The following is a 17,779-nucleotide window of genomic DNA, read 5'->3' as shown; positions in this document are numbered from 1 at the left end:
CGCTCAGTCGGCCGAGCGGATCACGAAGTCCGACGTCGGGGGAGTGGGATCGTCGCCCGGTCGGTAGATATCGGGCTCGAAGTACAGCACGCGGGCCGTGGGCACCGCTTCGCGCACGCGCGCTTCGATGCGGTCGATGTCGGCGGCGACCGACGCGAGCGGCTTGTCCGACGCGAACCCGAGCTTCGCGGCGACGAGCAGCTCGTCGGGGCCGAGGTAGAGCGTCTTGATGTGGATGAGCTTCTCGATCTCGTGGCCCTCGAGGATCGCGGTCACGATGCGGTCGTGGTCGGCGGTCGTCGCGCCCTCACCGACGAGGAGGCTCTTGGTCTCGATGCCCAGCACGATCGCGATCACGATGAGCAGCGTGCCGATCATGAGCGTGCCCAGCGCGTCGAAGAGCGGGTTGTGCGTGATGGCGGTCATCCCCACGCCGAACAGAGCGAAGACCAGACCGATGAGCGCGCCGACGTCTTCGAGCAGGACGACGGGCAGCTCGGGAGCCTTCGAATGGCGCACGAACGACACCCACGACTGGCGCGGACCGCGCACATGGTTGCTCTCCTTGATCGCCGTGCGCAGCGAGAACGACTCGAGCACGATGGCGATCACGAGCACCACGATCGGCACCCAGTAGTTGGTGACCTCGTGCGGATGGGTGAGCTTCTCAATGCCCTCGTAGATCGAGAACAGGCCGCCGACCGAGAACAGGATGATCGACACGACGAAGGCGTAGACGTAGCGCTCGCGCCCGTAGCCGAAGGGGTGCTCGCGATCGGCGGAGCGCTTGGCGCGCCGCCCGCCGAGCAGCAGGAGGAGCTGGTTGCCCGAGTCGGCGACCGAGTGGATCGCCTCGGCGAGCATCGACGCCGAGCCGGAGATGAACCATGCGATGAACTTCGCGAGGGCGATGCCCATGTTCGCCAGGAACGCCGCGATGATCGCCTTGCCGCCGCCGGAAGCACTCATGCGACGAGTCTACGGATGCCGCGGTGGTGCGTCCGCCGGGTTGACGAGGCCTCAGTCGGAGGAGCGGAGGATGATCGCCTCGGTCGGCGGTGACGGATGGGCGGACGGTCCGACGTAGCCGATCGCGGTCAGCAGCGCGTGGCGGAACTCGGCGGGACGCTCGATGTGCGCCGTGTGACCGACGTCCTCGAGGGCGAGCTCGGTCACGTGGCCGCCGGCATCGGAGTACCGAGCCAGCACGTCGCGCATCTGAGACACCATCGGCTGCGGGGGTGCGGCCTCGTCGCCCGGCCACCCCGGCACGATGCCGAGCTTGCCGAGGTTGTTGAAGTCGTAGAGCGAGGCGTCGGACACGATCGCGTCGAGGAGGCCGTGCACCCACAGGATCGGAGGCTTCTCGGCGAGGTCGACGATGCCCGACACGTCGAAGTACTTCGGCGCCATCGTGTTGAGCACGCCGATGGTGCCGGGGGCGAACCCGGGCCAGCTCTCGCTCGTCGTGCTGTCGCCCGGGTAGTTGCCCGTCGCGGTCGAGGTCGACAGCATCGACGTCACCCACACGTCTTCGTGCTCGGAGGTGAATCCGGGCGCCACATAGCTCGCACGGAACACGCTGCGCGGTGAGGTCGCAGCCTCATCCGTCTCGTCGTGGTCGATGATGCGCTGCACGAAGTCGGGGTTCGTCCCGCCCCCTCCGCAGCCCGCGTCGTCCTCGGTGAGCCGCGATCCGTCACGACGGGTCGGCCCGACGCCGTACGGAGAGATGGGGGACTCCAGCGTGAGGCTGAGCGCGCCGTGGTCGAGCGCGTACTGCATGATCACACCGCCGCCCATGGACCAGCCGACGAAGTGCGCGCGGCCGATGCCGAGGGCCTCCAGGGTGGCGTGCACGTCGTCGCTGAAGTCGCGCACTCCCCGCGTGGCGTCGATCGGCGCGTGCTCGGAGCCGCCGAAGCCGCGGAGGTCGATCGCGATCACCCGCAGATCGCTCGGCAGGTCCTGCATGAGCTCCTGCCAGAACAGCGACGACGAGACGTTGCCGTGGACGAGGATGACCGTGCGGTCGCCCGGCGTGGTCTCGCTGTCGCCCTCCCGCTCGAGGATGCTGACGTTCAGCCGCGGCGTCTCGATGACGCGCTGCGTGATGCCGTCGAAGAGGGTCATGATCGGGTCCTCCGCTGTCGCACCGGGGACGCCCTCGCCCCCGCTGACTCGACTATAGCCCCGCCCGACCCATGGGTGAACCGGCTTTCACGTTCATGCCGGCGCGGCCGGCGCGGCTCAGGCTTCCGGAGACTCGTCGGCGGTCTGCCCGGTGTAGAAGAGGTAGGTGTTGGTCGCGGCGGCCGCTGCGGCATCCGGATCCCCGCCGTCGGCGACGTGCGCCTTCGCCCAGCCGTCGGCGGCCGCGCGCGAGAACCGCTTGCCCTCGTCGCTCACCTGCCACGCCTCGGCCTCCTCCGGCGCGATGCGCTCGCCGCCGGTGAGGTGGAGCGACAGCCCGAGCAGCCCCATGTCCCACCCGACGCCGGTGGCGCCCGGGCCGTACATCTCCCAGAAGCCGGGCGGGAGCCCCTCGGTCTTCGCGGTGTGGGTGAGCACCAGCTGCGTGCGGTCGTCGCCGAGGCTCGTGAGGCCGATCTCGAGCCACGAAATGCCGCCGCCGTACTCCCAGGTGACACGGTACGACGCGACGCCGTCGTGCGGGGGAGTGCAGGCGAGCACCTCGCCGCCCGCATTGCCGACCACCTGGTAGCGGCCGCCCAGGCGCAGGTCGCCCTCGACGGGCGCGAACCAGCGCGCGATGCGCTCGCCGGTGGTGACGGCATCCCACACGTCGTCGATCGGCGACGGATATGTCTGCGCGAGCGACTGGACCCGCGCCTCCTCGCCGTCGAGCTCGGTCGTGCGCAGGGTGCGGTCGACCGCACCGATCTGGGCGTTGACGTCCACCATGTCAGTTCTCCTCGTCATCGTCGTTGCTGCTGCTGTCGCTGTCGTCGCCGGCCGGCTCGCGGCGGTCGGGCGGATGCGCCGCCGGGCGTCGCGCCCGCCGCCCGCGCGCGAGCTCGGTGGCGAGCGCGTCGAGCTTCGGCTGCCACATCCGCCGGAACGGATCGAACCAGCTGTCTGCGGCTTCGAGTTGGGCGGGGTCGATCGCGTAGAGCCGCCGGGTGCCCTCGGGCCGCGCGGTCGCGAAACCCGACTCGCGCAGCACGCGGAGGTGCTGCGACACGGCGGGCTGGGATATGCCGAACTCGAGCTGCACGATCTCGCCGAGGTCGCCCGCGCTGCGTTCGCCGTCCGCGAGCAGTTCGAGCAGGCGTCGGCGCACCGGGTCTCCCAGGACGTCGAGTGCGTGCATCGCACCATGCTTGCATCATCACTTATATAAGTCAAGAGTGAATGAGATCGGATGCTCCGACCGCGCGCTCGTAGGATGGCGCCATGACCGACACCCCTCCCCTTCCCCCGATCGCGATCCTCGGCGCCGGCTCGATGGGCGGTGCGATCCTCCACGGTCTCGTGCGCTCGGGACTCGCGGCGCGCGGCGTCACCGCGACCAATCGCTCGGTCGCCAAGGCCGCCGAGCTCGACGGACTCGCGGGCGTGACGAGCATCGCGTTGGAGGCGCAGCCGACGGGCAACACGGATGCGGCGGCGGCCGCCGACATCGTTCTGATCGGCGTCAAGCCCACCATGGTGCCCGACCTGCTGCGAGAGATCGCGCCGAGCCTGCGCGCGGGGACGATCGTGGTGAGCCTCGCCGCGGGCGTCACGATCGCGACGTTCGAGTCGCTGCTCGGTGACGACGTCGCTGTGCTCCGATCGATGCCGAACACGCCGTCGCTGGTCGGCCGTGGTGTGACAGGGCTGGCGGCCGGAACTCACGCCGACGCGGGCGCCGTGGCGGTCGTGCGGCGGCTGTTCGAGACGGTGGGCACGGTCGTCGAGGTTCCGGAGGCGCAGATCGACGCTCTCTCCACCATCTCGGGCTCGGGGCCGGCGTACTTCTTCCTCGTCGTCGAGGAGTTCACCAAGGCGGCGATCGGCAAGGGATTCTCCGAGGCCGACGCCCGGCTCATGGCCGAGCAGACGTTCATCGGCGCCGCCGCGCTGCTCGAGGCCTCGGGCGACGACCCCGCCGAGCTGCGCCACCGTGTGACGAGTCCGAAGGGCACGACCGAGCGGGCAGTCGCGGTGCTGCACGATGCGCGGCTCGACGACGTGTTCGTCCGAGCGACCGACGCCGCGCTCGCCCGCGCGAAGGAGCTGGCAGCGGGCGCGTAGGCGCCCCCTGCCAGCCGGTTGTCGAGTGCGGCGCAGCCGCGGATCGAGACACACCGCCGGCGCGCGGTCCTAGCTCTTGTCGGCCTGATCCATCCACCACTCCGTGAACGACTCGGCGCGCTCGAGGTCGTCGGCGAGCGTCACGACCCACAGGTTGCTGTAGGTCGTGCCCGAGTCGTAGCGGGTCACCGCCTCGTAGAAGAAGGTGTGCCCGTCGACGCCTGCGACGTCGCCCTCGAACGTGAAGGTGCCGGGTTCATCGCGCCGTTCGAGCCACGACGCGACGATCGCGTCGGCGCCCTCGACGGCCGGGATCCAGGGGTCGGTGAGATATCGCGCATCCTCGCTGAACAGGCCGCGGATGTCGGCCTCGTCGTTGCTGTTCCACGCCTTGACGTATCGCTCGATCCAGCGGCGGGCCGCGGCATCCGCTTCAGCTCTTTCGATCATGACCCGAGTCTTCACCCCGGGTGCGACATCGGCTAGCGGTCGAGGGCGGCGAAGCGCTCGATGTCGGAGTTGGTGCCCGACACGATGATGAGGTCGTGGTTGGTCACCACGGTGTTCGCCTCGGCGTACCGGAACGGCTTGCCGGGGCTCTTCACACCGACGACCGTCACGTTGTACTTGGTGCGCACGCCCGACTCGTTGAGGCCCACGCCGCGGATGAACTTCGGCGGGTACATCTTGGCCAGCACGAAGTCGTCGTCGAAGCGGATGAAGTCGAGCATGCGGCCGCTCACGAGGTGCGCGACCCGCTCGCCGGCCTCGCGCTCGGGGTAGATCACGTGATTGGCTCCGACGCGGGCGAGGATCTTGCCGTGGGACTGCGACACCGCCTTCGCCCAGATCTGCGGCACTTTGAGGTCGACCAGGCTGGCGGTGATGAGGACGGATGCCTCGATCGACGAGCCGACGGCGACCACAGCCACCTGGAAGTCCTGCGCGCCGACCTGCTTGAGCGCGTCGATGTTGCGCGCGTCGGCCTGCACGGTGTGAGTGACGCGCTCGGACCACTTCTGCACGAGCTCGAGGTTCTCGTCGATCGCGAGCACCTCGCGGTCGAGCCTGTCGAGCTCGCCGGCGCAGGCGGCGCCGAATCGTCCGAGCCCGATCACCAGAACGGGTGCGTCGCTCCTGATGCGCTCAACCAACGATCGGCCTTTCCACCGGCAGCGAGTAGAGCTGCGAACGGGATGTCGCGGCCACCGCCGCGGCGAGTGTCACTGTACCAATGCGCCCCATGAAGATCGTCAGAGCCATGACGTACACCGCGGGGTCGGAGAGCTCGGCGGTGAGTCCGGTCGACAGGCCGACGGTGGCGAACCCGGAGATGACGTCGAAGAGCACGTCGGAGACCGGAGCCTGGCTGATCTGCGCGATGGTGATCGTCGACAGGGCGACGATCGTGGCTCCCCAGGCGACGACGGAGAGAGCGACGCGCTGAACGTCGCTCGGGATGCGGCGCCCGAACGCCTCGACGGACTGGCGCCCCTTGGCCTCGGACCACACGGCCAGCGCGAGCACGGCGAGCGTGGTGACCTTGATGCCGCCGGCGGTGGACGCCGACCCGCCGCCGACGAACATCAGCATGCAGCCCACGATGAGCGACGAGCCGTAGAGGTCGCCGATGTCGACGACGGCGAACCCGCCCGAGCGGGTCATCGCCGATAGGAAGAACGCCTGGAACGTCGTGTCCCACGCGTCCATCGAGCCGAACGTCTTCGGGTTGCCGTACTCGAGGGCGAGGAACGCCGCCGCCCCCGCGAAGAACAGCAGCACCGTGGTGATGATCGTGAGCTTGGTGTGCAGCGGCCAGCGGCGCACGTGCCAGTAGTTCTTCCACAGCGCGTAGATGACGGGGAAGCCGATGCTGCCGAGGAACACTCCGGCCATGAGCACCGTGAGCAGGAAGTAGTCGTCGGCGAACGGCACGAGGCCGCCCGGGTTCGGGGTGAAGCCGGTGTTCGTGAAGGCCATCGCCGCATAGAACGGCGCTTCCCACAGGGCTTCGAGGGGGCGGATCCCCGCGAAGACGAGCGAGGGGTAGAGGGCGATGGCCACGAGGGCCTCGATGAGGAGGGTCGACAGCGCGACCGTGCGCAGCAGCGTGCCGACCTCGCCGAGCCGCACGGTCTGGCCCTCGTTCACGGGGCCGCCGTGCGAGCGCAGCGGGTTCGAGTCGCTCGCCGCGATGAGCTTCGCGCGCAGACCCAGCCGCTTCGAGATCACCAGCCCGAGGATGGACGCGAGCGTGAGCACACCCATACCGCCGATGTTGACGCCGATGAAGATGATGACCTTGCCCAGCGGCGAGAACGTCGTGGCGATGTCGACCGTCGTGAGTCCCGTCACGCAGATCGTAGACACCGCCGTGAACAGGGCGTCGGCGAGGGGCAGTCGACGTCCGTCGGCGCTCGCCGCAGGAAGCGACAGCAGCGCCGTGAACAGCAGCACGAGCGAGGCGAAGACGAGGACGGCGAAGCGCGCCGGCGACGAAGTCGTGAGATTGCGCAGGCGGTCCCACGCGGCCTTCAGCGCCGACGGCACGCGGCGCACGATCGACCCTGCCGGGTCAGTCGCCATGTCGCCCCCTTCGCCGAGACTCCCGTCATGGTACTCCGCGGGGCTCTTGACTAATCTGAGCACATGGCGGATATCTTCGACGTGATCGCGGACGGCACACGTCGCGACATCCTGCGACTGCTCCTCGACCGCGCCGCCGCGGGAGAACGGGGAACGAGCGTCTCGCACATCGTGCATGAACTCGGGGCGAGTCAGCCCACCGTGTCGAAGCATCTCAAGGTGCTGCGCGAGGCGCACCTCGTCTCGGTGCGCGAGGAGGGGCAGCACCGGTTCTACAGCCTGTCGGCCGAGCCTCTCGACGAGGTCGACGACTGGCTGCTCCCCTTCCTGGGAGACGACGACGCCCCGCAGTACGCCGGTTCGACGCTGCCCGACTCGGCGGCCCATGCCGCCGACGTGGTGGGTCGGGCCGCGGCATCCGCCAAGTATGCGATCGAGAACGCCTTCAAGAAGCTCCCCGGCCGCTGACGCGACGTCCCGACGCGCCCCCAGCCTCAGCGGCGCCCGGCCTTGCGGCGGAACAGCCACGCGCCCCACGCGAACGACACGACGAGGATCGCGACGCACCAGCCGATCCCCCACCACGCCTGACCGTTCATCGGCGTGCCCATGAGCAGACCCCGGATGGTCTCGATGATCGGCGTCACCGGCTGGTTCTCGGCGATCCACTGCAGCCACTGCGGCATCGAGTCCACCGGCACGAACGCGCTCGACAGGTACGGCAGGAACAGGATGATGAACCCGTAGGCGTTGGCGCCTTCGGGGCTCTTCGACGCGAGGCCGAGGGCCGCGAACAGGTAGGTGATCGCGAGGATCCACAGCGCGATCATGCCGAGCGCGCCCGCCCAGCCCCACGCATCGGCGGTCGGCCGGAATCCGACGAGCAGCGCGACGCAGACCACCAGCCCGGTCGCGACGAGGTTGCGCAGCAGGCTCGCCACGACGTGGCCGGTGAGCACGGCGCTCGCCCGCACCGGCATGGTGCGGAACCGGTCGATGATGCCCGCTTTCATGTCGCTCGCGACATAGACAGCGGTGCTGGATGCTCCGAACCCGGCGCACAGCAGGATGATCCCGGGCACCACGTAGTCGACGTAGCCGCCGGTGGGGTCGATCGCACCGCCGAACACGTAGGTGAACAGCAGCATGAGCAGCACCGGGAGCATGATCGCCATCAGCAGTGACTCGCCGTCGCGCAGAGAGTGACGAAGACTGCGGCCGACGAACACGCTCTCGGCGACGAGTCCGCCGATGCGCGGCCGCAGGGCGGGGGCCTCGGGGGAGAGGGTCAGGGCGGTCATGCGATCTCCTTCGCTGCGGCCGCCGTGCGGCGGGTGTCGGGCGAGGTGAGGGCGAGGAACACGTCATCGAGGCTCGGGCGCCGCAGTGTCACGACGCCCTCGGCGCCGGCTTCATCGAGCACGTCCAGCGCGCGGCGCAGGCCCGACACGGTGCCGTCGGTCGGCACCTCGCGCAGCAGGTCGCCGTGGGAGTCGTGCAGTTCGACGGTGTCGCCGCCGACGCGCGCCTTCAGCTGGGCGGCGGTGCCGGTGGCGACGATGCGGCCTCCGTCGAGCACGGCGATGCGATCGGCGAGCTGGTCGGCCTCCTCGAGGTACTGGGTGGTGAGGAAGACCGTCGTGCCCGCGTCGGCGAGCGAGCGGATCACGTCCCACAGCTCGCGCCGGCTGCGCGTGTCGAGCCCCGTGGTCGGCTCGTCGAGGAAGAGCACCTCGGGGGTTACGACGAAGCTCAGCGCCAGGTCGAGTCGGCGCCGCATGCCGCCGGAGTAGGCGCCGACTCGCTTGGTCGCCGCGTCGGCGAGGTCGAACCGCTCGAGCAGCTCGGCGGCCCGACGTCGGGCGCCGCGCGCCGAGAGCCCTGACAGCCGGCCGAGCATGGTGACGTTCTCGATGCCCGTGAGCACGTCGTCGACGGCGGTGGACTGGCCGGTCAGGCTGATGCGTCGCTTCACGCCGTCGGGGTCGCGGACGACGTCGATGCCGGCGACTGCCACCGCACCCGCGTCGGGCCGGGTGAGCGTGGTGAGGACGTTGATCGTCGTCGTCTTGCCCGCCCCGTTGGGTCCGAGCAGGGCGAAGACCTCGCTCCTGCGGACCACGAGGTCGAGGTCATCGAGGACGACCTGCGCGCCGAACGCCTTTCGGACGCCGCGGACGTCGATGGCGGGAGTGCTGTTCTCGGGGGTCATGACGACACCTCCACTGTGTATGGACGAAACTGTTTATGACGCTAACACACTGTTTACGTGATAAACAGTCTTAGACTGACGCCATGACGGATGCCGCTGAGACTGAGCTTCCGCGCGGAGTCGCGCTCGCCTGGGGCGTCGCAGCGAACCCGCAGCGCGGCCCCAAGCGGGAGATGAGCGTCGAGCGCATCGTGGAAGCCGCCGTCGAGATCGCGGATGCCGAGGGGCTCGCCGCCGTGTCGATGGCGGCGGTCGCCGCGCGTCTGGGCTACACGCCGATGTCGCTGTACCGCTACGTCACCGCCAAGGACGACCTCGTGCTGCTCATGCAGGAGGAGGCGACCGGGCTGCCGTCGGAGGCGAGCCGCATCGCCGGATCATGGCGGGACCGGATGCAGGTGCTCTATCGCGAGCAGGTCCAGCGATACCTCGAGCACCCGTGGGTGCTCGACGTGCCGATCACCGGCTCGCCCACGACGCCGAACAGCGCGGCGTGGATGGATGCCGGGCTCCACGCCCTCGCCGATACTCCGCTCACGCATGAGGAGCGCCTGTCGGTGATGCTGCTGGTCACCGGCCATGCTCGATGGACAGGCACGGTCCTCGCAGGCTACGCGCGCGTAGAGCGCGAACGCGGCGTGAGCGACGCCGACATCACGCGGACGGAGGATGCCCTCTACCGCCGGCTCATCACCGCCGAGGCGTATCCCGACCTGCGCGCGGCGATCGACGCCGGGGTCTTCCTCGACGAGTCGGATCCCTTCGCGTTCAACCTCGATCGCAGCCTCGACGGCGTCGCGGCATACATCGCCGGGGTGGACAAGGGGCGTCGCGCCGAACGCGCGCCCTGGACCGGGATGGACGATGCCGACATCGCGGACGACAAGAAGTTCCGCGAAGCGCGCAAAGCGGTGCGGCAGGCGGAGAAGGCGCTGCGCGACGCCCGCCGGGGGGAACGGCAAGCGGCCCGCGAGGCCCGCGAGCGTCGCGCCCGGCAGCGCGGCGAGAAATGACCCGGCAAGATCACAGGATCACCACGAGTCACACAGGTTTACACGCGTCCCTCCGGCGCTCTAGAGTGTGGTCAGAACTGGGGAAAACCCCGATCACTCTCTGGGGAAAGGGATGACATGCCGGAACTGCCCGACGTGCGCTTCCTGACCGTCGCCGAGGTCGCCGAGCTCATGCGCGTCTCGAAGATGACGGTCTATCGCCTCGTCCACTCGGGCGAGCTGCCTGCGGTGCGCTTCGGTCGCAGCTACCGGGTGCCCGAATCGGCGGTGACCGCAGCGCTGCAACGGCCTATCGCCGACGTCGGCTAGACTGTCCCGAGGCATTTTCCGCATCTGCCCGTTCCCGGGCGCGCACGCGTCGCGCCCAGACCCCGACATTGTGAGGTTTTCCGTGGGTTCAGTCATCAAGAAGCGCCGCAAGCGCATGGCGAAGAAGAAGCACCGCAAGCTGCTTCGCAAGACTCGCCACCAGCGCCGCAACAAGAAGTAAGCGGCATCGACACCAAGCGCCTGTCTCCGGATGGGCGCTTCGTGTATGCGCCCGAGACCCCGCTAGCCCGAGAGGCCGCCATGCAGTCGATCACCGTCCACCAGCTTCGCGAGAACCCCGACACGCCCGTCATCGACGTGCGCGAGACGTGGGAGTTCGAAGGGGGGAGGGTGCCCGGCGCGGTCAACCTGCCGATGTCGACGATCGGCGAGCACCTCGACGAGCTCCCCGACGGCGCCTTCGCGGTCATCTGCAAGGTCGGCGGACGGTCGGGGCGCGTGGTCGAAGCCCTCGCCGCGCGCGGCTACGACGCCACGAACGTCGACGGCGGAACCGACGAGTGGATCGCGGCCGGGTATCCCGTCGAGGCGTGAGCACACCGTGACCACACTCACCCTGATCAGCAAGCCCGACTGCCACCTGTGCGACGTCGCGCGGGAGGTCGTCGAGACGGTCCTCGCCGACCTGCCCGAAGACTCCGTCGAGGTCGAGGAGCTGTCGATCGCCGACGATCCCGCCCTCTACGCGCAGTGGTGGGAGAAGATCCCGGTCGTGCTCATCGACGGCGAGCTGCACGGCCACTGGCGCGTCTCGCCCGACCGGCTGCGCGCAGCGCTCGGCGGCTGAGCCGCGGCATCCGCTCGGCGGCTGAGCCGCGGCATCCGCTCGGCGGCTGAGCCAAGGCATCCCGCTCCGCGGACGGGCCGCGGAAAAGCGTCAGGGCGCGAGACGCGTGGGACCCCTGAACAGGTACGTGACCTCGCGGATCGAATCCTGGCCGAGCAGCAGCATCATCACGCGGGCGAGGCCCATGCCGAAGCCGCCGTGGGGCGGAGCGCCGTAACGGAAGAAGTCGAGGTAGAACTCGAGGTGCTCGGGCTCGAGGCCCTTCTCCCTCGCCTGCTCGATCAGCACGTCGACGCGGTGCTCGCGCTGCGCGCCCGTCGTGATCTCCACACCCTTGAAGAGGAGGTCGTAGCTCTTGGTGAGCCCGGTCTCCTCGTTGCGCATGTGGTAGAACGCACGGACCTCGGGGTGGTAGTCGGTGATGAAGACGAACTGGTGACCGTACGTCTCCTCGACGTAGGCGGAGATCTGGCGCTCGCCCTCGGGGTCGAGGTCGCCATCGGTGCGCGGCACCTCATAGCCTCGGCTCTTCACGATCTCGAGCGCCTCGGCGAGCGGGATGCGCGGGAACGGGATGGCGGGCACCTGCACCTCGAGGCCGAAGAGCTCCTCGATCTCGGCGCCGTGCTTGTCCTTGACGGCCTGGAACGCGGTCTGCAGGAGCTCCTCCTGCATCTTCGCGACGTCCTCGTGCGAGTCGATCCAGCTGATCTCGGCGTCGATCGACGTGAACTCGGTCGCGTGACGGCTCGTGAACGAGGGGTCGGCGCGGAAAGCGGGTGCGATCTCGAAGATCTTGCCGAAGCCGGCGACCTGCGCCATCTGCTTGAAGAACTGGGGCGACTGCGCGAGGTACGCGGTCTTGTCTTCGAAGTACGGGACCTCGAACAGCTCGGCATTGGACTCGGATGCCGACGCCATGAGCTTGGGGGAGTGGACCTCGATGTAGTCGCGCTCGATCCAGTAGGTGCGCATGGCGTGCTCGAGGGTCGTCTGCACGCGGAAGATGAGGTTGTTGCGACGCTGGCGCAGGTCGAGGAAGCGCCAGTCCATGCGCTTGTCGAGACCGGAGTCCGCGGCGATCGGCGTCTCGGGCAGTGCTGCGGCGGCGATGTCCAGCGTGCCGATCTTGATCTCGACGCCGCCGAGCTTCACGCGCTCGTCGTGCTTGAGCTCGCCGTGCACCGTGAGGAACGTGCCCGTGGACAGGTTCGAGATGAGGTCCGTGAGGGCGAGGGCCGCGGCATCCTGCTCCGACCCGTCCTCGGCGGGGCGGGTGGCCGGATTCACCAGCTGAACCGCGCCGGTCTCATCCCGGAGGATGACGAACTGCACCTTCTTCTGATCGCGGACGGTCTCGACCCATCCGGAGACGGAGACGGGGCCGTCGGCGAGGCCGAGGAGCTGGTTGACGAGGACGCGTTCACTCACGAGGAACCAGTGTACGTGGGCCCTAGGATGGCGCCGTGACCACGTACCCCGCCCCGGGCCCCGCACGGACCCGCCGGCCGGTGCGCGTGTGGGACATCGTCGTCTCGTCGATCCTCCTGGTGCTGCTCGCCCTGCTCGCCGCGATGATGTCGTTCTTCGGCTTCTTCCTCGCGATGGCGTCCGACTCCTGCGGCGCGCGCGACTGCAGCTCGGAGCTGATCGGCGCAGGGCTGATCACCGCGGTCGCCCTGCCCTGGGTGATCCTGCTCGCGGCCGCGATCGTCACGATCCTGCTGCTCGTGTTCCGCAAGCTCGCCTTCTGGGTGCCGCTCGCCGCCGCCCCGCTCGTCGTCGCGTCGTGGTTCCTGGGTGCGTTCATCGCCGCGGCGGGAGTGCCGACGGGCTGACCCGAAGCGGGATTCGGGGGGCTGCACCCAGGATGAGCACACGTGGGTCGCCTAGCGTGGAGGAGTCCCGCCCGGCGTCGCCGCGGCATCCGATCACCGAGAGCGAAGCCCCCGATGACCGAAACCTCCCCCGACTCCTCCTGGCTCTCCGCCCTTCTGGACTGGTGCGTCTCGCTGATGGACGTGATCGGCCCGGCCGGCGCCGGCGTCGCCATCGCGCTCGAGAACCTGTTCCCGCCGCTGCCGAGCGAGGTCGTGCTCCCCCTGGCGGGGCTCGCGGCGAGCACCGGCTCGTTCTCGCTGTTCGAGGCTCTCGGCTGGACCACCGGCGGCTCGATCGTGGGGGCGCTCCTGCTCTACGGCCTGGGCGCGTGGCTCGGCGTCGACCGGCTGCGCCGCATCGCCGGTCGCGTGCCGCTGCTGCACCCGGAGGACATCGACCGCACGGTCGGATGGTTCCAGCGCCACGGCGGCAAGGCCGTGTTCTTCGGTCGTATGATCCCGATCTTCCGCAGTCTCATCTCCATCCCGGCGGGCGTGACCCGCATGCCGCTGTGGCGGTTCGGCCTGCTCACCGCGGCCGGGAGCCTCATCTGGAACACCATCTTCGTACTCTCCGGCTACCTGCTCGGCGAGTCGTGGCACGTGGTCGAGCAGTACGTCGACATCCTGCAGTACGTCGTGATCGCGGTGGTCGCGCTGGCGGGCGCGTGGTTCGTCTTCGTCCGCACCCGAGCCGTGGTCGAGGCATCCCGCGAACGGCGGACCGCTGCCCAGCACGAGGAGACCCGCGAGCTCGCCTCGTCGACGTCCGCCGGTCGGGACTGACGCTCAGCCGCCCCACAGAACGCGCCCACGTAGACTGGGCGGGTGCCCGCCGATCGCCTCCATCTCGTGCGCCATGGGGAGGTCCACAACCCCCGCCGCGTGCTCTACGGGCGACTCCCGGGATACGGCCTCAGCGTCGACGGCCGCAGCATGGCCCGGCAGGCGGCGGAGTACATCCAGTCGCTCGATCGTCCGGTCACCGCGCTCGTGTGCTCGCCGCTGCAGCGCACGCAGGAGTCGGCCGAGCCCTTCACCGAGCTCTTCGGCCTCGAGCCGCGCATCGACGAGCGCGTCATCGAGCCCACCAACGTCTTCGAGGGTCGGCGCATGGCCCGCGCGCTCCTCAACCCCTGGAACTGGCGCCACCTGCGCAAGCCGGCCCTCCCCAGCTGGGGCGAGCCGTACGCGGATGTCGTCGGTCGCATGAATCAGGCGATGACGGAGGCGTGGGATGCCGCGGACTCCGGCGACGTCGTGATCGTGTCGCACCAGCTCCCGATCTGGATCACGCATCTCGCGGTCGCCTCGCTGCCGCTGCGTCACGACCCCCGCGCGCGGCGCTGCGCGCTGTCGAGCGTGACGAGCTTCGAGATGACGGACGGCAAATGGTCCGAGATCGCGTACGCCGAGCCGGCGTCGCTCTCGGGCTCGGTCGATGTGGGAGCGGTGTGATGGGGTCACAGGCATCGGCGCGGGAGCGCTCGGGCATCCGGCGGGCGAGGGGCGCGGCATCCGCTCTGCTCGTCTTCGGACTGATCGGGGGGCTCGCCGCCTGCGCGAACGATCCGCTCGCGGAGCAGTACCGCGCCGGCGACAACAAGGGGTTCATCGCGGCCAACGGGTTCCAGATCGTCGAGATCCCCGAGGGCGAGCGCACCGAGCCCGTCGTGTTCGACGGCACGACGGAGACGGGCGAGAAGCTCGGCAGCGATGACGTGGCCGGCGATGTGGTGGTGGTCAACTTCTGGTACGCCGCGTGCGGTCCGTGCCGGGCCGAGGCGGAGGCGCTCGAGGCCGCGAACGCGTCGTTCGAGGGCGAGGACGTCTCGTTCATCGGCATCAACACGAGCGACGCCCCCGAGACCGCGACCGCGTTCGCCGAGCAGTACGGCGTCACCTACCCGAGCCTCATGGCCGCGCAGGACGGCGCGATCAAGCTCGCGTTCGCCGACAAGACGCCGATCAACGCCACGCCCACCACGCTCGTGCTCGACAAGCAGGGCCGTGTCGCCGCGCGCATCATCGGGCAGCTCGAGAGCGCCTCGATCCTGCAGACGCTCGTGCGCGACGCGCTGGAGGAGTCGTGACCCCGGCCGATCTGGTCGCCGGCGGGTCGCTGTTCGTCGCCGTGCCGATCGCGATCCTCGCCGGGCTGCTCTCGTTCCTCTCGCCGTGCGTGCTGCCGCTCGTCCCCGGCTACCTCGGGTTCATCGGCGGCGCGGTCAGCGCTCGGCCGGCTTCGGTGCCGGCTTCGGCGCGGGCATCGGTGCGGGCTTCCGCGCGGTCGGCGTCGAACGGTCGGGCGAATCCGGCTCTTTCGGGCGATTCCGGCGCAGAAACGCCGGAATTTCCCGACCGTTTGACGGCGGCGACGGCGACGGCGGCTTCGGCTGGGGCTGCGGCGGCCGGCACGACGGATGCCCCCGAGCCGGAGGCCCCCACCCGCGGCAAGCTGCTGCTCGGGGTGCTGCTGTTCATCGCGGGCTTCACGCTCGTGTTCGTGAGCGTTGCGACGCTCGGCGGCACGCTGGGCCGGTTCTTCATCGAGTACGCCGACCTCATCACCCGCGTCCTCGGGGTCGTGGTCATCGCGATGGGCCTCGTGTTCATCGGCGTCTTCGGCCTTGCGCAGCGCATCGCGCGCCCGCAGGTGCGCGGCAGCCTCGGGCTCATCGGCGCTCCGCTGCTCGGCATCGCGCTCGGCATCGGCTGGGCGCCGTGCATCGGGCCCACCCTCGCCGTGATCCTCGCGATGGCGTTCGACTCCGGCTCGGCCGCGCGCGCGGCGACCCTGGGCCTGGCCTACTCGCTGGGCCTCGGCATCCCGTTCATCCTCCTCACCCTCGGCTTCGGGTGGGCGACGCGCTCGGTGACGTTCGTGCGCCGGCACATCCGCGTCGTCAACCTGGTCGGAGGAGCCCTGCTGATCGTGCTCGGCGTACTGATGGTGACCGGCGTGTGGACCCAGCTCATGGCGAGCCTGCAGGGGGTGTTCGCGAATGTCCCGCTCCCGCTCTGAGTCCGGCACGGCGACGGCCGACCCGCTGCGGCCGTCGGACCACGCCGAGGCCGAGGCATCCGACATCACCCAGCCCGTACTCGGCGTCGTCGGCTGGCTGCGCTGGGGATGGCGCCAGCTCACGTCGATGCGCACCGCGCTCGTGCTGCTGCTCCTGCTCGCGATCGCCGCGGTGCCCGGCTCGCTCGTGCCGCAGCGCAGCGCCGACCCGAACGGCGTCACGCAGTACTTCGCCGACAACCCCGACCTCGCGCCGGTGCTCGACAACCTGAGCATGTTCGACGTGTACTCGTCGCCGTGGTTCTCCGCGATCTACATCCTGCTGTTCATCTCGCTGATCGGCTGCGTCATCCCGCGCACGAAGCACCACTGGAAGGCCCTCCGCGCCACGCCGCCGCGCACGCCCGCCCGTCTCTCGCGTCTGGACGCGCATCGCTCCGAGACGATCGAGTTCGATTCCGGAGCGGATGCCGCGGCCGCCGCGACCTCGGCCATCGAGGCCGCGCAGCAGCAGCTGAAGAAGTCCGGCTACCGCGTCGAGCGCTACGACTCGGGGGCGATGCTGTCGGTGTCGGCCGAGCGCGGCTACCTGCGCGAGACCGGGAACCTCGTCTTCCACGCGTCGCTGGTCGGCGTGCTGCTCGCGGTCGGATTCGGCGGCGGCTTCACCTACACCGGCCAGACCGTGATCCTCGAGGGACGCACCTTCGTGAACACGATGCTCGACTACACGTCGTTCAACCCGGGGCGGTTCGTGGACGAGGAGGCCCTCGAGCCGTACGCGCTGACGCTCGACCGCTTCGACGTCACGTACCAGCCGCTCGGCGCGCAGGGCCAGGGCCAGGCCGGAGACTTCGTCGCGAACCTCACCACGCAGTACGCGGGCGAGGAGCCGGTCGCGGGCGAGGTGCGGGTCAACCACCCGCTCGACATGGGCGGCGACCGCATCTACCTGATGGGCAACGGCTATGCGCCGACGCTCACCGTGCGCGACGCGGACGGTGAGATCGTCTTCTCGGAGTCGGTGCCCTTCCTCCCGCAGGACACCAACATGACTTCCCTCGGCGTCGTGAAGATCACCGACGGCCTGCCGGACCAGATGGCGCTGCAGGGCTTCTTCTACCCCACCCAGGCGCCGCTGCACACCGGTGCGTTCGCATCGGCCTACCCCGCACTGGTCAACCCGGTCGTGTCGCTCAACGTGTGGGTCGGCGATCTCGGCATCGACGACGGCACGCCCCGATCCGTGTACACGCTCGACCCGTCCGAGATGACGCAGCTCGCAGGGCGCGGCACCGATGTCGAGCCGATCGAGCTCGCGCCCGGAGAGACCGCCGACCTCCCCGACGGGCTCGGCAGCATCACGTTCGAGAACGAGGCGCCCGAGGGCGCGCAGGGCTACGAGGAGTCGGTGAAGCGATACGTGTCGCTGTCGATCCACCGGGATGCCGCGGCCACATGGGTGCTGGTGTTCGCGGTGCTCGCGACCGCAGGCCTGCTCGCCGCGCTCTTCGTGCCGCGCCGCCGCATGTGGGTGAAGGCGACCCCGCGAGGCGAGTCGCTCCACCTCGAGTACGCGGGACTCGCCCGCGGCGAGGACCCGACGCTCGATGCCGCGGTGGCGCAGTTCGCCCAGCGCCACCTCGACGGCCTGCAGTCCCCGGCGTACCCGAAAGTAGACTGAGA

The 17,779-nt window shown here is 69.6% G+C and carries 23 protein-coding genes; 13 read left to right on the top strand and 10 right to left on the bottom strand.

Translation table 11 applies throughout. The features are described 5' to 3' along the window. Positions 1-3: 3 nt before the first annotated feature. The 4 genes from H9622_RS02635 to H9622_RS02620 all read right to left on the bottom strand — a co-directional run bounded on the left by H9622_RS02635 (position 4) and on the right by H9622_RS02620 (position 3,334). Complete coding sequence (locus H9622_RS02635) at positions 4-969, bottom strand: cation diffusion facilitator family transporter (protein ID WP_191763969.1); 966 nt, start codon at positions 967-969, stop codon at positions 4-6. A 51-nt stretch (positions 970-1,020) separates the two neighbouring features. Beyond that, a complete protein-coding gene (locus H9622_RS02630) occupies positions 1,021-2,133 on the bottom strand; it encodes an alpha/beta hydrolase (RefSeq protein WP_191763967.1) in 1,113 nt (370 codons plus the stop codon). A gap of 117 nt (positions 2,134-2,250) precedes the next feature. Beyond that, positions 2,251-2,925 (bottom strand): SRPBCC family protein, encoded by a 675-nt coding sequence (locus tag H9622_RS02625; protein WP_191763965.1) that lies wholly within the window; start codon positions 2,923-2,925, stop codon positions 2,251-2,253. 1 nt (position 2,926) lies between these two features. Further along, complete coding sequence (locus H9622_RS02620) at positions 2,927-3,334, bottom strand: ArsR/SmtB family transcription factor (RefSeq protein WP_191763963.1); 408 nt, start codon at positions 3,332-3,334, stop codon at positions 2,927-2,929. 83 nt (positions 3,335-3,417) lie between these two features. Here H9622_RS02620 and proC point away from each other — a divergent pair, with 83 nt between their 5' ends. Continuing rightward, positions 3,418-4,260: a pyrroline-5-carboxylate reductase gene (gene proC / locus H9622_RS02615; RefSeq protein WP_191763961.1), complete on the top strand. Its 843-nt coding sequence runs from the start codon at positions 3,418-3,420 to the stop codon at positions 4,258-4,260. A 69-nt stretch (positions 4,261-4,329) separates the two neighbouring features. Here proC and H9622_RS02610 read toward each other — a convergent pair whose 3' ends face one another. From H9622_RS02610 to H9622_RS02600, 3 genes are read right to left on the bottom strand one after another with little or no spacing between them, the layout of a single operon-like run. After that, complete coding sequence (locus tag H9622_RS02610; protein ID WP_191763958.1) at positions 4,330-4,710, bottom strand: nuclear transport factor 2 family protein; 381 nt, start codon at positions 4,708-4,710, stop codon at positions 4,330-4,332. A gap of 32 nt (positions 4,711-4,742) precedes the next feature. Then, positions 4,743-5,414 carry a potassium channel family protein gene (locus tag H9622_RS02605; RefSeq protein WP_191763956.1) on the bottom strand — a complete coding sequence of 224 codons (672 nt, stop codon included), beginning with the start codon at positions 5,412-5,414 and terminating at the stop codon, positions 4,743-4,745. Next, positions 5,407-6,846, bottom strand: a complete 1,440-nt coding sequence (locus H9622_RS02600) for a TrkH family potassium uptake protein (RefSeq protein WP_191763954.1) — start codon at positions 6,844-6,846, stop codon at positions 5,407-5,409. The genes H9622_RS02605 and H9622_RS02600 overlap by 8 nt, the downstream gene beginning before the upstream one ends. Before the next feature lie 63 nt (positions 6,847-6,909). Between H9622_RS02600 and H9622_RS02595 the strand changes: the two genes are divergently transcribed. Further along, positions 6,910-7,314, top strand: coding sequence for an ArsR/SmtB family transcription factor (locus tag H9622_RS02595; RefSeq protein WP_191763952.1), 405 nt, complete (start codon positions 6,910-6,912; stop codon positions 7,312-7,314). Between the two features lie 26 nt (positions 7,315-7,340). Here the strand turns inward: H9622_RS02595 and H9622_RS02590 are convergent, their stop codons facing one another. Together H9622_RS02590 and H9622_RS02585 are read right to left on the bottom strand one after the other, a co-directional pair. Then, complete coding sequence (locus tag H9622_RS02590) at positions 7,341-8,147, bottom strand: ABC transporter permease (protein ID WP_191763949.1); 807 nt, start codon at positions 8,145-8,147, stop codon at positions 7,341-7,343. Further along, positions 8,144-9,058 (bottom strand): ATP-binding cassette domain-containing protein, encoded by a 915-nt coding sequence (locus tag H9622_RS02585; protein WP_191763947.1) that lies wholly within the window; start codon positions 9,056-9,058, stop codon positions 8,144-8,146. The genes H9622_RS02590 and H9622_RS02585 overlap by 4 nt, the downstream gene beginning before the upstream one ends. Before the next feature lie 83 nt (positions 9,059-9,141). On the opposite strand from H9622_RS02585, the gene H9622_RS02580 reads away from it, so the two are divergent. From H9622_RS02580 to H9622_RS02560, 5 genes are all read left to right on the top strand, one after another. Further along, positions 9,142-10,071 carry a TetR/AcrR family transcriptional regulator gene (locus H9622_RS02580; RefSeq protein WP_191763945.1) on the top strand — a complete coding sequence of 310 codons (930 nt, stop codon included), beginning with the start codon at positions 9,142-9,144 and terminating at the stop codon, positions 10,069-10,071. A 117-nt stretch (positions 10,072-10,188) separates the two neighbouring features. Continuing rightward, complete coding sequence (locus tag H9622_RS02575; protein WP_191763943.1) at positions 10,189-10,380, top strand: helix-turn-helix domain-containing protein; 192 nt, start codon at positions 10,189-10,191, stop codon at positions 10,378-10,380. An 82-nt stretch (positions 10,381-10,462) separates the two neighbouring features. After that, positions 10,463-10,561: a 30S ribosomal protein bS22 gene (locus tag H9622_RS02570; RefSeq protein WP_003792170.1), complete on the top strand. Its 99-nt coding sequence runs from the start codon at positions 10,463-10,465 to the stop codon at positions 10,559-10,561. A gap of 80 nt (positions 10,562-10,641) precedes the next feature. Further along, entirely contained in the window at positions 10,642-10,935 is a 294-nt protein-coding gene (locus H9622_RS02565; protein ID WP_191763941.1) for a rhodanese-like domain-containing protein, read from the top strand. Positions 10,936-10,942: 7 nt separating this feature from the next. Beyond that, the gene (locus tag H9622_RS02560; RefSeq protein WP_191763938.1) at positions 10,943-11,188 is read left to right on the top strand and encodes a glutaredoxin family protein; all 246 of its coding nucleotides are present in this window, start codon (positions 10,943-10,945) and stop codon (positions 11,186-11,188) included. Positions 11,189-11,278: 90 nt separating this feature from the next. Here the strand turns inward: H9622_RS02560 and aspS are convergent, their stop codons facing one another. After that, on the bottom strand, positions 11,279-12,619 hold the full coding sequence (gene aspS, locus H9622_RS02555; RefSeq protein WP_191763936.1) for an aspartate--tRNA(Asn) ligase: 1,341 nt from the start codon (positions 12,617-12,619) through the stop codon (positions 11,279-11,281). A 35-nt stretch (positions 12,620-12,654) separates the two neighbouring features. Between aspS and H9622_RS02550 the strand changes: the two genes are divergently transcribed. From H9622_RS02550 to resB, 6 genes are all read left to right on the top strand, one after another. After that, positions 12,655-13,026 (top strand): DUF6264 family protein, encoded by a 372-nt coding sequence (locus tag H9622_RS02550; protein WP_191763934.1) that lies wholly within the window; start codon positions 12,655-12,657, stop codon positions 13,024-13,026. 114 nt (positions 13,027-13,140) lie between these two features. Further along, complete coding sequence (locus H9622_RS02545) at positions 13,141-13,854, top strand: DedA family protein (RefSeq protein WP_191763932.1); 714 nt, start codon at positions 13,141-13,143, stop codon at positions 13,852-13,854. Between the two features lie 42 nt (positions 13,855-13,896). Beyond that, the gene (locus H9622_RS02540; RefSeq protein WP_191763929.1) at positions 13,897-14,526 is read left to right on the top strand and encodes a histidine phosphatase family protein; all 630 of its coding nucleotides are present in this window, start codon (positions 13,897-13,899) and stop codon (positions 14,524-14,526) included. Further along, positions 14,526-15,161, top strand: coding sequence for a TlpA family protein disulfide reductase (locus H9622_RS02535; RefSeq protein WP_191763927.1), 636 nt, complete (start codon positions 14,526-14,528; stop codon positions 15,159-15,161). Before H9622_RS02540 ends, H9622_RS02535 begins: the two co-directional genes overlap by 1 nt. Then, positions 15,158-16,093, top strand: a complete 936-nt coding sequence (locus tag H9622_RS02530) for a cytochrome c biogenesis CcdA family protein (protein WP_191763925.1) — start codon at positions 15,158-15,160, stop codon at positions 16,091-16,093. The genes H9622_RS02535 and H9622_RS02530 overlap by 4 nt, the downstream gene beginning before the upstream one ends. Beyond that, positions 16,074-17,777, top strand: a complete 1,704-nt coding sequence (resB, locus tag H9622_RS02525) for a cytochrome c biogenesis protein ResB (protein ID WP_191763923.1) — start codon at positions 16,074-16,076, stop codon at positions 17,775-17,777. Before H9622_RS02530 ends, resB begins: the two co-directional genes overlap by 20 nt. Positions 17,778-17,779: the final 2 nt, after the last annotated feature.

The organism is Microbacterium gallinarum, from assembly GCF_014837165.1.
GTDB lineage: Bacteria > Actinomycetota > Actinomycetes > Actinomycetales > Microbacteriaceae > Microbacterium > Microbacterium gallinarum.
The sequence above is the reverse complement of the archived record's forward strand: the minus strand, read 5'-3'. Positions and strand labels throughout refer to the sequence as shown.

Excerpts from the sequence above, each read along its gene's own strand:
- H9622_RS02585 (WP_191763947.1), bottom strand. The coding sequence starts at position 9,058 with ATGACCCCCGAGAACAGCACTCCCGCCATCGACGTCCGCGGCGTCCGA.
- H9622_RS02635 (WP_191763969.1), bottom strand. The coding sequence starts at position 969 with ATGAGTGCTTCCGGCGGCGGCAAGGCGATCATCGCGGCGTTCCTGGCG.
- H9622_RS02590 (WP_191763949.1), bottom strand. The coding sequence starts at position 8,147 with ATGACCGCCCTGACCCTCTCCCCCGAGGCCCCCGCCCTGCGGCCGCGC.
- H9622_RS02580 (WP_191763945.1), top strand. The coding sequence starts at position 9,142 with ATGACGGATGCCGCTGAGACTGAGCTTCCGCGCGGAGTCGCGCTCGCC.
- proC (WP_191763961.1), top strand. The coding sequence starts at position 3,418 with ATGACCGACACCCCTCCCCTTCCCCCGATCGCGATCCTCGGCGCCGGC.
- H9622_RS02545 (WP_191763932.1), top strand. The coding sequence starts at position 13,141 with ATGACCGAAACCTCCCCCGACTCCTCCTGGCTCTCCGCCCTTCTGGAC.
- H9622_RS02600 (WP_191763954.1), bottom strand. The coding sequence starts at position 6,846 with ATGGCGACTGACCCGGCAGGGTCGATCGTGCGCCGCGTGCCGTCGGCG.
- H9622_RS02575 (WP_191763943.1), top strand. The coding sequence starts at position 10,189 with ATGCCGGAACTGCCCGACGTGCGCTTCCTGACCGTCGCCGAGGTCGCC.
- H9622_RS02625 (WP_191763965.1), bottom strand. The coding sequence starts at position 2,925 with ATGGTGGACGTCAACGCCCAGATCGGTGCGGTCGACCGCACCCTGCGC.
- H9622_RS02630 (WP_191763967.1), bottom strand. The coding sequence starts at position 2,133 with ATGACCCTCTTCGACGGCATCACGCAGCGCGTCATCGAGACGCCGCGG.
- resB (WP_191763923.1), top strand. The coding sequence starts at position 16,074 with ATGTCCCGCTCCCGCTCTGAGTCCGGCACGGCGACGGCCGACCCGCTG.
- H9622_RS02535 (WP_191763927.1), top strand. The coding sequence starts at position 14,526 with ATGGGGTCACAGGCATCGGCGCGGGAGCGCTCGGGCATCCGGCGGGCG.
- H9622_RS02595 (WP_191763952.1), top strand. The coding sequence starts at position 6,910 with ATGGCGGATATCTTCGACGTGATCGCGGACGGCACACGTCGCGACATC.
- H9622_RS02610 (WP_191763958.1), bottom strand. The coding sequence starts at position 4,710 with ATGATCGAAAGAGCTGAAGCGGATGCCGCGGCCCGCCGCTGGATCGAG.
- H9622_RS02620 (WP_191763963.1), bottom strand. The coding sequence starts at position 3,334 with ATGCACGCACTCGACGTCCTGGGAGACCCGGTGCGCCGACGCCTGCTC.
- H9622_RS02565 (WP_191763941.1), top strand. The coding sequence starts at position 10,642 with ATGCAGTCGATCACCGTCCACCAGCTTCGCGAGAACCCCGACACGCCC.